6 protein-coding genes are annotated in these 14,392 nt (G+C 71.3%); all 6 read right to left on the minus strand.

All coding sequences use genetic code 11. The features are described 5' to 3' along the window. Positions 1-143: 143 nt before the first annotated feature. Complete coding sequence (locus BKN51_RS16910) at positions 144-1,301, minus strand: IS30 family transposase (RefSeq protein WP_442857699.1); 1,158 nt, start codon at positions 1,299-1,301, stop codon at positions 144-146. A 228-nt stretch (positions 1,302-1,529) separates the two neighbouring features. Next, on the minus strand, positions 1,530-2,663 hold the full coding sequence (locus tag BKN51_RS16915) for a glycosyltransferase (RefSeq protein ID WP_101608573.1): 1,134 nt from the start codon (positions 2,661-2,663) through the stop codon (positions 1,530-1,532). Then, the gene (locus tag BKN51_RS16920) at positions 2,660-3,445 is read right to left on the minus strand and encodes an alpha/beta fold hydrolase (protein WP_101608574.1); all 786 of its coding nucleotides are present in this window, start codon (positions 3,443-3,445) and stop codon (positions 2,660-2,662) included. The genes BKN51_RS16915 and BKN51_RS16920 overlap by 4 nt, the downstream gene beginning before the upstream one ends. A gap of 4 nt (positions 3,446-3,449) precedes the next feature. Continuing rightward, positions 3,450-3,749 (minus strand): phosphopantetheine-binding protein, encoded by a 300-nt coding sequence (locus BKN51_RS16925; RefSeq protein WP_101608575.1) that lies wholly within the window; start codon positions 3,747-3,749, stop codon positions 3,450-3,452. 15 nt (positions 3,750-3,764) lie between these two features. Continuing rightward, on the minus strand, positions 3,765-7,805 hold the full coding sequence (locus BKN51_RS16930) for a beta-ketoacyl synthase N-terminal-like domain-containing protein (protein ID WP_101613263.1): 4,041 nt from the start codon (positions 7,803-7,805) through the stop codon (positions 3,765-3,767). 8 nt (positions 7,806-7,813) lie between these two features. Beyond that, positions 7,814-14,125 (minus strand): type I polyketide synthase, encoded by a 6,312-nt coding sequence (locus BKN51_RS16935; protein ID WP_101608576.1) that lies wholly within the window; start codon positions 14,123-14,125, stop codon positions 7,814-7,816. Positions 14,126-14,392 lie beyond the last annotated feature (267 nt).

A 14,392-nucleotide genomic window follows, 5' to 3' on the forward strand; every position in this document is an offset into this window, starting at 1 on the left:
GAAGATCGAGCTTCTTCAGCTGAACCGGGTGAAAGAGGCATTCAAGACACTCTCTTCCCAGAGCCGTGTCCCCAATGCGGCATTGGAGACGCTGAGTGTCTCCAATGCCGGGCGGATTCATGTGGTGGTCGCAACGTGCTCTGTTAGGACAGTAGCGTGGTGAGTTTCTCGAGTGGGGTGTGCCAGTCGAGTGTTTTGCGGGGGCGGCTGTTGAGTCGTGCGGCGACCGCGGCGAGGTCTTCGGCGGTGTGCTGGTGCAGGTTGGTCCCTTTGGGGAAGTACTGGCGGAGCAGGCCGTTGGTGTTCTCGTTCGATCCGCGTTGCCATGGGGAATGCGGGTCACAGAAGTAGATGGCCATGTCGGTGGCGAGGGTGATGTCGGCGTGTCGGGCCATCTCGTTGCCCCGGTCCCAGGTCAGTGACCGCCGTAACTGATGCGGGAGAGTCTGGATCGCTTCGATCATCGCGTCCCGGACCTGGATCGCGTCGTGGCCGTTGGGCAGGTGCAGCAGCACGACGAACCGGGTGGAGCGCTCCACGAAGGTGCCGATCGCGGACTTGTTGCCGGCACCGGTGATCAGGTCGCCTTCCCAATGACCCGGGACTGCCCGGTCCTCGGCTTCGGCCGGCCGTTCGCTGATCTCCACGAGGTCAGGGATCCGTGATCGTCGTGCCTGCGCCTGCTTGCGCGGTCGGCGCAACGCCCGCCCGGTCCGCAAACACGCGGTGAGCTCGCGGCGCAGCGCTCCCCGGCTCTGCACATACAAGGACTGGTAAATCGTCTCGTGTGACACTCGCATCTCCGGCCGGTCAGGAAACTCCATCGCAAGCCTGGCTGTGATCTGCCCTGGAGACCACTCCTGCAGCAATCGCGCCTGCACATGATCCCGCAACTCGCGATTACCGGCCTCGGCCAGCTTCGCAGTCTTCGGCCGCCGGGCCCGATCGCGCGCCGCTGACTCCGCCCGATGCGCTCGATACCCACCCCGGCCGCCATTGTTCGTCACCTCCCGGCTGATCGTCGACGGCGCCCGGGCCAACTGCCGAGCGATCTCCCGATAAGAGAGATCCCCGGACAGACCACGAGAGATCTCCTCCCGCTCAGCCATACTCAGATAGCGCTCGCCCAACGAGCCAGGTGCGTTCCCGATCACCCCGCCAGCCTGCGCGAACCACCGTCGCCCGGTCTCGTGCGACACATCCACCAAACGGGCGGCAGGCTTGGGCAGATACCCCGCCCGCACCGCACCCCAAAAACGCACCCGCACCGAACGCGGCAACACGAACCCGCCAGCCACCACAAACTCCCAGCTCACGAAGGATGTTGCAACGACCGCATGAATCCGCCCCGCATTGGGGACACACGGCATGCTCGGGTGACCGCCCCAGCTCACGCAAGTAGTCGCCTACTTGCGTCAGCAACCCACCCGCAGCAGCGCGCGTGAAAGGCCCCTTCCCTCGACTGAGCCGAGGGAAGGGGCCTTTCACGCGCTACTGGGACGGTTCTATTTATAGATGAGGCGGAGCCTCTAGCGCGGCAGGGACTCCAGGTGGTCCGCGGCGGCCACGACTCCCCCGGCCGCCGCGAACGAAGCCCGCACCCGCGCGGCCGCCGCGGCATAGGCGGGCTCGGTCAGCACTTCGGTGATCGTGCCGCGGATGTCCGGCGCCTTCACGCGGTCGAAGCGCAGCCGCAACCCCGCCCCCGCCGCCTCGACCTGCTGAGCCAGCATCGACTGGTCGTCGCGAATCGGCGCGATCACCAGCGGCAGCCCGGACGCGAGGGTCTCGCTGACCGTGTTGTGCCCGCCGTGGCAGATCACCGCCGCCGCCTTCCGCACCACTTCCGCCTGCGGGATGCGTTTGGCGATCAGCACTTCGTCGCTGATCAGTTCGCCGGTGGGGTCGACGACCAGGCCTTGGACCTCGGGCATCCCGGCGAGCGCGTCGACGCATTCGGCCAGGAAACGGCGGCCGAGAGCGGCGTTGGCGGTGCCGAGGGTGGCGAGGACGAGTGGTCTGCCGTCGAGCCGGTCCCACGAGAACCCGACCGGGGGCGCCGGTGCCAGCGCCGGGCCGACGAAGCGGACCGCTCCGACGTCGGCGAGCGGTCCCGTCAGCGAGACGGTGGTGAAGGCGAGGACGAGGTGCGGGGAAAACCGCAGGTCGCCGCAGTCCACCCGGTGCCGGGTCCGCAGATCCTCCTGGAGCTCGTCCACCCACGCGGCGATCTTCGGCATGGCGCTCAGCGGGTCGCCGAGTTCGGTCGACGTCGACGCCGAGGTCACCCACGGCAGGGAGCGGCGGCTCGCCACCAGGGCGCCCGCGAAGGCCTGCTGGTCGGCGATCACGACGTCGGGGCGGAAGGCGGACACCGCCTTGTCGACCCCGGGGACCATCGCGTCCGCGAGCGGGACCAAGTACTGCTCCCAGAGGAACTTCAGCGCGGCGAACCCGCGCAGGCCTTCGGGACGGCGCTCGACGGCGAACTCCAGCGCGTCCGCCGCCGGGTACACCCGGCCCGCGCGCGTCAGCTCCGACGTCGTGGGTTCCGGACCGCACCAGGCGACGTCGTGGCCGCGGCCCACGAGTTCGGCGGCCACCGCGCGCAACGGGGCCACGTGCCCGGTGAGCGGCGGGACGACCAGCAGGAACCGGCTCATCCGCGCGGCCTCCCGTGCCGGGAGATCCAGTTCAGCAACAACTCACGGACCTCTCGGTGCTGCTCGACGAGCACCGAATGCCCCTGCCCCTCGAACACGTGCAGCTCACCACGGGGCAACAAGGACGTCAGCGCGTTGAGATCGTCGGCCTGGTAGCCGTGACTGCCCAAAATGGACAGTACGGGACAGTCGATCCCCGCCACCTGGTCCAGGGTCAGCAACGGGCCGAGCGGGACCTCCTCGGCCATCGACGTGGACGTGATCCGCTCCGCCGCCATTCTCGCCAGCCGGCGGTGGTGGGCGCTGTAGTTGGCCTCGATCCAGTCGAAACTCTCCTCGACCTTCAAGAATCGCACGGTGTGTTCGAGGATCTGCGCCATCTTGTCCGCCCACAGTTCGGTGGCGGGCTCCGACTCGATGCACACGATGCTGCGCACCCGTTCCGGTTTCGCCACCGCGTAGCTGTAGGCCAGGGTGCCGCCGAAACTGTTGCCCACCAGGTGGACCGGGCGGTCGAGGTCGAGCTGATCCAGCAGGTCGTCGAGGTCGGCGATGAAGTCCGCGATCGTGTACCCGCGCTCCGGGCGTTCGGTCTTCCCGTGCCCGCGCAGGTCGTAGCTGATCACGTCCACCCCGGCGGCGGCGACCGGCGGGGCCAGGGTGAGGTAGAAGCTCGCCAGGCTGTCGGTGCCCATGCCGTGCAGGAACACCACGGTCTCCGTGCCCCCGCCGGGCACGAGGTGCACGTTCGTGCGCAGCCCGTTGACGGTCATCGTCGGCACCGCCTCAGCCCCGTTCGCCGAGGCGGGCGGCGACGTAGTCCGCGATGTCGCCGACCCGGAGTCCGATCACGTCGTCGAGATCCTTCTCCGCCAGGAACTCCGCGAGGTTGACGTCCGCGCCGAAGAACTCGGCGAGGATGCTCGCGAAGGTCACCAGGTCGATGCTCTCGAGCTGGAGATCCTCGTGGAAGGTGGTCTGCGGGGTGATCTCGATGCCGAGGACGTCGGTGTCCCCCACCAGTTCTCTCAGCAATTCGGCCACGGTGCCGAAGACCGACGCCGGGCTCTGCTGTTCGATCGTCATGCTCTGCTCCTGTTCCTAACCGCGGTTCCAGGCCACCACGTGCCCCGGTATCCCGGCGAACTCCACCCCTGGGCCGATTTCCTCGGCCAGCCCCGCCAAATCGCCCTCGGCCCGGACCGCGATCCGGGGCGGCGTCGCGCCCCGTTCCCGGACGAGGGCGACCGCCACGTCTCCGACCGTCGCGACGGCCACTCCCAGCGGCGGCAGTTCCCGGCCCTGGACCCCGGTCACCGAGGTCCCGTCGGCACTGACCCGGATTTCGGCCGGGTAGACGCCGTCCAGGCCGAGTTTCGCGCGCACGGCGTCCTTGATCGCGATCCGTTCCAGCAGCCAGCCTCGCTGCCGCCGGGGCGCGCAGGCGGCGAACTCGGCGCGTTCCTCCGAACCGAGATAGACGCCGGCGTAGATGTCCCGCGCGGCCGGGCTCGGCCACCGGTCGGTGACCAGTGCCCAACCGCCTTGGTGCACTTCGGCGAGCCGATGCCGGTCCGGAAAGGCGTAGACCCGGTGAGCGGGCCGGTCGCACGGGAAACGGATGTCCCGCCACTGCTCGATCCTGGCCAGCACGGCGCCGTCCCGCACCAGTTCGGCGTCCATCTCCAGCACGTCCGGCCGGGGCAGCCGGACCCGGACCACGCACCGCAACGACGTGCCCGGCGCCGGTTCCGGGCCGTACCAGGTGATCCGGCCCATCGACGTCGGGAAAGCCAGCAGCGCGTCCGCCTTGGTGGCCATCAGCCAGCAGCCCAGGAGCTGGCCGACGTTGTCCAGCAGTGCGCCGGGCGCCGACGGCACGACGAGCTCGCCGCGGATGTGCCGCTCGCCGAGCCCGATGAGCCTGGCGAGACCTTGGTACGCGGGACCGTGGAACATCTCCCGGCGCGAGTAGATCTCGGCGGCGCTGAGCGGGGGCGCGGTTTCCGGCCCCGGCGGCGGGGACGGCCGGGGCGCCGTCGGATACCGCTGCGCCAGCTGGACATCCATACTGGCGTGCGGTCCGATTTGGACACTGATCCGGTCGCCCTCGCGGGTCATCGACAGCGGGACACGCTGTGCGGGGGCGGCGATCAGCCATCGGGAGAACGCCGCGTTGCTCACACCGGTCGCGACCGTCCCCGGCCAGGCCCGTTCCGCCGCCCGGCAGGCCAGGTCGACCAGGGTCGTCGCCGGGACGGTGGGCCGGAAGTCCGCCTCGTCCGGCCAGTCCTCGCGCTGCCGGAAGAACCGGTGATCCACCAGGTACGGCATCGCGGCGAGCGAGATGTCCACAGTGGACTCCACGGTGGAATCGGCGGATCTGCGCGCGGCCGCGTTGACGACGCTCGCCGCGGCCTGCCTGGTCTCGGCGAGCAGCGCGGTGAACTCCGCGACGATCGCGTCCGGAACACCGTCGGCCAGCTCGGGAACCGTGGTGTCGCCTTCGAACATGCCCTTGACGTCACCGTCGACCGAGAGCAGCGAGCCCGCCGTGTCGATCCGGGTCCGGCGCGGCTCCAGCACGTCGAACGCGGGCCGTCCGCCCTCCACCCAGACCGCGGTGGCCACCCGGCGCAGCTGGGCGAGCCCGGGCCGGGTGCCGGACGACGCCGGGACGACCAGGTGCGGCCGCGTTCCCAGGGTGTCCGCCACGAACGAACCGACCTGACCGGCACCCGCCTGCACGAAGACGCGGGCGCCGTCGGCGTAGAGGGCGTCGACGAGTTCCCGGAACCGGACCTTCCGCACCAGATGGGCCAGGTACAGCTCGCGGACCTCCACCGGATCCGCGGGATACGGCCGGGCCGTGGTCGCCGACCAGACGGGGATCCGCGGTGCCTTCAGGTCCAGTTCCGCCGCGAGCCGGGTGAACGGGCCGAGCCGGGAGCGCATCAGCGGGGTGTGAAACCCGGACCGGAACGGAAGCGTCCTGGCGACGATGCCGTGCTGGGTGCACAGGCGCGCGAGCCGGGCCGCGGCCGCCGGGTCACCGCAGACGATCGTCTGCCGCGGCGCGTTCTCGTGGGAGACCATCAGTTCCGGTTCGGCGGCGAGCAGCGCGGCCGCCCGCTCCGCGGAGCAGCCGAGTACCAGGAATTCGGCGTCCGGCAGGGTGAACCCTTGCGGCCAGTACCGGCTCAGCATGTCCTCTGTGGACTGTCCGGGGTACATCCCGGCCGCCTGCATCGCGGTCCACTCGCCGACGCTGTGCCCGGCGAGCAGGTCCGGCATGATGGCGAGCCGCCGCAGCGCGGTGTCGAGCAGCAACCCGACCTGGGACACGCTCGACGCGCGCGAAAGCACACTCTCCGTCGACCATTCGGGCCGCTCCAGGCCGAAGTGCCGGGCGACGTCGGCGCAGCGCGGCTCCGCGTCCGCCTCCAGCCCCGGGTAGACGAACACGGTCTTCGCGCCGTGCCGCTCCAGCAAAGGTGCCGTACTGCACCAGATGTCGTTGGGCCCGTGCCAGGACCGGCCCTCGGCCGTGACCTTCGCGAGCACCCTTCGCGCGACCTCGATCCGCTTTTCGGTCGGCCCGACGATCCCGATCCGGCTCGGGCCGTGCCCGCCGGATTCCGGGTCCGGACGGTCGAGCAGCGTGCGGAGTTCGTCCGGAGTGGACGCCGCCAGCCGCAGGATCCGCTCGGGCTCCCCGGTCACCTTGGCCCGGCGTGGCCGGGTGGGCGCCGGATCGGCCTCTTCCAGGATCACGTGCGCGTTGACGCCGCCGAAACCGAAGGCGTTGACCGCCGCCCGGCGTGGCACGTCGCCCGCCGGCCAGCGCTCGGCTTCGGCCAGGACCCGGAACCGGGTCTTGTCCAACAGCGGGCTCGGATCGGCGCAGTTCAGGGTCGGCGGCAGGACGGCGTGGTGCAGCGCGAGCGCCGCCTTGACCAGTCCGGCGGCCCCGGCGGTCGGCATGGTGTGCCCGATCATCGCCTTCACCGCGCCGATCGCGGCACGGCGGCCTTCGGGCGGGCCGAACACCTCGGCGAGGGTGGCCAGTTCGGCCGCGTCCCCGGTCGGTGTCGCGGTCCCGTGCGCTTCCAGCAGGCCGATCGCGCCGGGCGCGGTGGGATCGAGCCCCGCCGACGCCCACGCGCGGCGCAGCGCCAGGGTCTGCCCGGACACCGCCGGGCTGAGCAGGCTCGCGCCCTTGCCGTCGCTCGACGTCCCGGACCCGCGCAGCACCGCGTAGACCCGGTCGCCGTCGCGGCGCGCGTCGTAGAACCGTTTCAGCACGACGATCGCGGTGCCCTCGCCGATCAGCAAACCGTCCGCGTCCCGCGAGAACGGGCTGATCCGCTGGCTCGGGGACAGGGCGCCGAGCTGGGTGAACATCGACCAGAGCGTGTCGTCGTGGCAGTGGTGCACCCCGCCTGCCAACACGACGTCGCAGCGGCGACGGGCGAGTTCGCCGATCGCCTGGTCCACGGCCAGCAGCGAGGACGCGCAAGCGGCGTCCACCGTGTACGCGGGGCCGCCGAGATCCAGACGGTTGGCCACCCGTGACGCGGCGAGGTTCGGCACCAGCCCGATCGCGGTGTCGGGCCGGAACTCGCCGAGCGGTTCGAGCAGCGCGTCCCGGAGCCTGTCGAGCATCTCCGGGCGCGCCGACGGCAGGAGGTCCCGGACCGCGCCGGTGATCTGGCGGACCGACCGGACACGCTGGTCGAACCGCTGGAGTCCGGGCGAAAGGTAGCCGCCCCTGCCGAGGATCACGCCCACGCGTTCGAGGTCGCCCAGCCGTCGCAGGCCACCGGCGTCGTCGACCGCGGACGCGGCGACGGCCAGCGCGACCAGCTGGTCCGGCTCCATCCCGGCGACGGAACTGGGCGCGATACCGAGGGCCGTCGCGTCGAAGTCCAGGCTGTCGGCGACGAATCCGCCGCGCCGCCCGTAGGTGCGGTCGGGGGTGCGGCCGTCACCGTCGTGGAAACTCGGATCCCAGCGGTGCGGCGGGATCTCGGTGATCGCGTCGGTGCCGGACACGATGTTCTGCCAGTATTCGTCCACAGTGGACGCGCCGGGGAGGAACACTCCCATGCCGACGATGGCGACCTGTTCCTGGTTCACCACGGTCTGGTTCACCACAGTGACGCCGTGTACAGCACCGAGCGGACGTCGGCCGGGCCGTAGGCCAGCTCACGCAGCAGGGCGGCGGTGCCTTCGTCCGGATCGATCAGCGCGACCTCCCGGCGTTCGTACTCGCGCGCCAGTTCCGGCGATACCATGCCCGCGTGGTCGTCCGAGGGCGCCCAAGGTCCCCAGTGGACGGTCAGCGCCCGGCAGCCGGTGCGGTCCGCCCACTGCGCGCCGAGGGTCTCCAGCGCGTCGTTCGCGGCCGCGTAGTCGGTCTGTCCCCGGTTACCGAGGACGGCGGCGATGCTGCCGAAGAAGGTCACGAACCCGGGCCGGACGCCGAAGTGCTCCAGCGCGTCGAGCAGGGCCCGCGCACCGTCCACTTTGGTCCCGTAGACCGTGCGGAACGAGTGCTCGTCCTTGTCCGCCATCAGCTTGTCGTCGATCACCCCGGCCGCGTGGACGACACCGTCGATCCGGCCGTAGCGGGTGTGCAGATCCTTGACCACCTGCCGGACGGCGGCGCCGTCGCGCACGTCGAGCGACCGGTAGGCCGCGATACCCCCGGCCGCGCCGATCTGGTCGAGCGTCCTGGCGATCTCGCGCTGGGCCAGCACGGTGCGCACCCGGCGTTCGATGTCGACCAGCGAACCACCCCGCGCGGCCAAGGCCGAGCGCATCCCCTGTGCGTCGCCAGGCAGGTCTTCGTCGCCGGGCTCGGCGGGCCACGGCGTGCGCCCGGCCAGTTCGATCCGGCATCCGCTCGCCGCCAGTGCGACCGCCGCCCGCGCGGTGATCCCCCGGGCGCCGCCGATCAGCAGCAGTACCGAATCCGTCCCGAGTCCGAGCGCCTTGGTCTCCCCGCCGCCGGGACCCGCGCCGGCGTAGGCGATCGAACCGAGGGAACCCGCGGAGGGCTCGAAGGAGGCGCGCCCGGCGGTGTCGTACCGTACCGTGGCGGGACCTTCGGCGATCACCTCCTCCAGCACGATCCGCGCGAGGTCCACCGTGGATTCCAGCTCGACCAGCCTGGTCGGCTCACTCCGTTCCCGTGCCGCGGCACGGACGAGGCCGCGCAGTCCGGCGGTGTGCCCGGAACCCGGCCTCGCCACCACGATCACCGCGCCCTTGGCGTCCTTGAGCAGGCCGAAGACCTGCGCCGCGACCGGTTCTTCGGCGTCAGACAACGGGTTCAGCACGAGGACGATGTCGGCCTCAGTCCGCTGCCCCGGCACGGCGCCGGCCTCGGAGAACACCGCGCGGACCGACTCGGCCAGCTCCTCCTGTCCGGGTTCGAAGCTCACCGCGACCGTTTTGCCGCCCACCCTGGAGAGGTCGGGCGTGCCGAGCGGCGCGGGCACCCGGCTGAGCAGGTACCGGCCGGGCGCGCGGCCCGCCGGGGCCTCGGCGGGGGCCGGTGTCACGGCGACCGGAGCCGCCGGTTCGAGCCACTTCCGCAGCCGTGCGGCCAGGGCGCTCGCCGTCCGGTCCCGGCTGAGCTGGTCCTGGGCGTCGTCGTGCACCCGTCCGGTGAGCCCGAGCTTCGCCAGCAGCGAGCCCGCGATTTCGGTGCGCTTGATCGAGTCGATGGAAAGATCCGCTTCGAGGTCGAGATCGTCGTCGATCATCTCGGCCGGATAGCCGGTGCGTTCGCTGATCGCGCCGATCACGGTGGCCAGGACGTCGGTGACCGCGACTTCTTCCACGACCGGTTCCGGCTCGGCGACGGGCACGGTCACGGTCACGACCGGCGGCAGCAGCACCGGCGCGACCGGCACCGGGGCCGCGGCGAGCGGCGCGGTGCCGAGGTACCCGAGCATCACGTCCCGTTGCGCCGCCAGCAGTTCGCGGCTGGTGCGGAGGAATTCGACGACGGCCTGGTCACGACCGGGCGCGGGCTGGTTCATGGTCGTCCTCGGGATTCGTCGGGCGGGCACGAGCCCATGGGCGGGGACCTCGCCGCCGGGCGCGCGGACGGTCTGCCCGTCCACGGTCCAGGCGGGCGCGGGAAGCGGGCCGACGCGGACGCGGCCGCGGAAAAGCCGTTCGGTGCGCACCTCGACACCCGTGAGCGCCAGGCGCGCGAGCGCGGTGAGGAACCCCCGCAGCCCGGGGCCGCCGGGATCACACGCGACGACGGTGTGCGGCCGGTCGCCGAGGATGTCCTTGGCCAGCCGGGAAAGCACCTGTCCCGGGCCCGCCTCGACGAAGGTGCGCGCGCCAGCCGCGTACATGTCCTCGATCAGCTCGACGAAGCGCACCGGTGAGCCGATCTGCGCGGACAGTCCCGCGCGCACCGTTCCGGCTTCGTACGGCCGGGCGGTGCGGTTCGACCACACCGGCGGACCGGGCTCGCCGATCTCGGCGTTGTCGAGATCGACGGCGAACACGTCGCTCGCCCCGGCCACCAGCGGACTGTGGAAGGCGCAGGCGACGGGGATCCGCTTGGCCCCGATCCCTTGCCCGCGCAGCGTGCGGACGGCCTCTTCGATGGCCTCCGTCGGTCCGGAAAGGACGGTCTGCGCCGGTGCGTTGTGGTTGGCCAGCACGACATCGGTCCGGTCGAGGGCGGCGGCCAGTTCCTCACGGGACGCCTTCACCGCGGCCATCGCCCCCGGATCGGCGCCCGCGACTTCGGCGATCGAGCGGGCCCTCGCCCGGCTGAGCGCCACCAGGGTCGGGGTGTCGAACGCGCCGGCGACCGACAGCGCGGCCAGTTCGCCGTAGCTGTGCCCCGCCAGCAGATCCGGCCGGACCCCGAGATCGGCGAGCAACCGGCACACGGCCGACTCGACGAGCCCGAGCGCGGGCTGCGCGATCCGGGTGTCCTTGAGATCCTCGTCCTGCGCCGCGCGTACCTCTTCGGCGAACGCGCGCGGCGGGAAGGTGGTCGCGGCGACGTCCGGAGCGAGCCGCAGGACCTCCGCCAGTTCGGGGAAGTGCACGAACAGGTCCGCCAGCATTCCGGTCTTCTGGCTGCCTTGGCCGGGGAACAGGAACGCGATCGCCCCGGCTTCGGTGTTCCCCGCGGTGAGCCCTCCCCCGTTCTCGGCGGCCTCGCGCAGGTCCTCGAGATCGCTCGCGACGACGGCGAGCCGGACCGGCCCGGACCCGCCCCGTTCGGCGGCGAGAGCGGCGATCTCCCGCAGCGGACGGCCTTCGTTCGCCGACAGCAGTTCACGCAGCTCGGCGCGGGCACCGTCCACATCGGAACCCCGGAGCAGGACCAGCTCGGCGTCCCAGTCGCGCGGACCGTGCCGCCGGTCAGGTGGGACCCCGGGAGCTGCCAGCACCGCGTGGAAGTTGGTCCCACCGAACCCGAACGCGCTCACTCCGGCGAACTCGCGTCCGCGCGGAACCGCCGTCGGCCGGGCGCCGGTGGAGAAGGTGAAGGGACTGCTCTGCGCGTCCCAGGCGGGGTTCGGCCTGCTCAGGTGCAGCGTGGGCGGCACGACTTCGTGCCACAGCGCCAGCGCCGCCTTCATCAGGCCCGCCAGTCCCGCGGCGCATTTCGTGTGCCCGATCTGGCTCTTCACCGAGCCCAGCGCGCACGCGCCCGGTTCGGCGCCCGCGTCGAGGAAGAACTCGGTGAGCGTGGTCAGTTCGGTGGCGTCGCCGACGACCGTGCCCGTGCCGTGCGCCTCCACCAGCGAGACGTCCGCCGGGGACACCCCGGCGTCGCGGTAGGCCCTCGCCAGCGCACGCCGTTGCCCCTCGGGGCGCGGTGCGGTGAGGCCGAGCGCCTTGCCGTCACTGGCGGCGCCGACGCCCTTGACCACGGCGTAGACCCGGTCGCCGTCGCGTTCGGCGTCGGCCCGCCGTTTGAGGACGAGACAGGCGACACCCTCGCCGAGCGCGATCCCGTCCGCCGCCGAGTCGAACGGGCGGCACCGGCCGGTCGGCGACAGCGCGCCCGCGGAGGTGAACATGAGGTAGTCGTTGACGCCGTTGTGCAGGTCGACAGCGCCGCACAGGACCATCGAGCTGGTGCCGGCCCGCAGTTCCTTCACCGCGAGGTCCAGCGCGGCCAGCGAGGAACCGCACGCGGCGTCCACGGTGTAGTTGGTGCCGCCGAGGTCGAGCCGGTTGGCGATCCGGCCGGAGATGACGTTGGCGAGGGTGCCGGGGAACGAGTCTTCGGTCAGTTCCGGCAGCTGCGCGAGCAGTTCTTCCGGGACGTCTTCGAGATAGCTGGGCAACAGCGCGCGCAGGACACCGGCGTTGGCCAGGTCTCCCCCGGCTTCGGCGCCGAAGATGACGCTGGTGCGCTCGCGGTCGAAACCGCCGTCGCCGTAGCCCGCGTCCTCAAGGGCACGCCGGGCAGTCTGCAAAGAAACCAGCTGGGCCGGGTCGATACTGCCCATCGACTTCGGCGGGATGCCGTACGCGAGCGGGTCGAAGTCCACCGGTGGCAGGAAGCCGCCCCATTTGGACGTCGACTGATCCGCGTAGACCTTGGTGTCCCAGCGCTGATCCGGCACCTCGGTGACGGCGTCCGCGCCGCGCAGGATGTTGGACCAGAAGGAGGGAAGGTCGGGGGCTCCGGGGAACACGCACGCCATGCCGACGATGGCGACGTCACCGTCCACAACGGACTCCTCGGGCGGGGTGCGAGCGGAGAGCAGTTCCGCCGCGCCGACGGTGACTTCACGGTGCAGGGCGGCGATGTCGGTGCGCCGCTCTCGCAGGACCGTCACCTGCCCGGCCATGTACATCCCCTCGGCGAGCTGGCCGAGGGTGTCGACCTCGACGAGGGCCTCGCCTTCCCGCCGGATCCCCTTGCTCGCGATCCGCAGCCGCCCGGTGTTCAGCTCCTCCAGCCGTTGCCAGCTCTCCTGCGGCGGGATCCCGTCCGCGCGGAGCCCGGCCTTCAGCGCGGCGAACTCGTCGGTGTACGGACTCGGCAGGCAACGGGTGAGGTGGCCGGGCGCGGTCTCCAGCGTGACCGTGGACCGGGCGTCGAGCACCCGGTCCTGGAACACCTCGGTGATCGCGCCGTGAGTCACGGCTTCCTCGGTGAACAGGTACGCGGTGCCCATCAGGACACCGATTCCCGTGAGGGGTTCCGCCATCGCGGCGACCATCGCGGCGGACCGGGCGTCGTGGATCCCGCCCGCGAACAGCACCTCGACGTCCTTGGCACCGTGTTCGCGCAGGACGTCCAGCTGCTGCTCCCACAGCACGAAACTCGACCGCGGGCCGACGTGCCCACCGCATTCGGCGCCCTCGAAGACGAACCGGCGGATCCCGGCGTCGAGGAACTGCCGCAGGAGGATCGGTGACGGCACGTGGAGGAAGGTCGCGATCCCGTCGGCTTCCAAAGCCTTGGCCTGCGCGGGTTTCCCGCCCGCGATCAGTACGCACCGCGGGCGCGCGGCCCGGACCGCCGTGAGCTGTTCGGCGCGCAAGTTCTCCGGGACGAAGCCGAGGATGCCCGCGCCCCAAGGTCGTCCGCCGAGCGCTTCGGCGGTGCGGCCGAGCAGTTCGGCGGTCTTGGCGCCGTTCGCGGTGGCCACCGCGACGAACGGGAACCCGTCGTGCCCGGCGACGGCGGCGGCGAAACCGGGCTGGTCGCTCACCCGCGTCATCGGTCCCTGCACGACCGGCAAGCCGGTGCCCAGCGTGCGGCACAGTCGCGCGCCTTGCTCCATGGGGCTCGCCGACGGCGGGGTGGCGAGCGAGCGCACGACCGTCCGGACAGCGCTTTCAGCGTCCTCGAAGCGATTCGCCAGCAACGCCGCGAGCCCGTCGTCGGCCCTGGCGAGTTCATTGCGTGCCGCCGCGGGGACGTCGGCTTCCGGGAACAAGCCGAGGCCGTCGAGCACCACGCCCGCCGCGCCCCCGGCGATCGCGGCCACCGCCGTCCGCGGCCCGATGCCGCCGTACGCCCACACGGGGACGTCCTCGCCGAACCGCTCCAGCAACCGCTGCAGGAGGACGAACGTGGTGAGATCCGACCCGCCTGCCTCGGCGCCCTTCGCGACCAGACCAGAGGCGCCGGCGCCGAGCATCCGGACGGCCTGCTCGACGCCGGTCACCTCGGCCAGCACGGGGACGTCGCCCCTGCCCTGCCAAACTGCCCCTTCGGCCAGCAGGACGAGCCCCGCGCCGCTTTCGCGCACCTCTTCGTAGCGCACGTGGCGGCCCGCCGGGATCCGCACCCCGAACGGGAATCCTCCGTCCACTATGGACCCGGTGCGCGCGAGATCCAGGACGCCGAGACCGCCTCCCCTGGCGACGGCGGCCGCCAGCCCCGGATCCGGACGTCCGAGCGGGTTGACGCCGAGTACCCGCGTGCGCGCCGTCGCATGACTCACCGGCGGACCTCCTGTTCGGCTGGGCTGGTCGAACCTCGCCGGGTTCGGCGATCTTCAGCGGGATTCCCAAGAAATAACCTACTTGCCGCAGAGAGCGCAATACTCCCGCGTGAAAACTCGAAAAACAAGGGAACGCGTGCTAAAGTCCGGCGCCGGAAACAAATATGTCGACACCGTCAGAACAGGCCTCTGACCTGCACTTTTATCACTCGCATTCCAGATTTCGGCAAAGCGTCGCTCACCGGCGTAACAAAACAGAAGAATTGT

This window comes from Amycolatopsis sp. BJA-103 (assembly GCF_002849735.1).
GTDB lineage: Bacteria > Actinomycetota > Actinomycetes > Mycobacteriales > Pseudonocardiaceae > Amycolatopsis.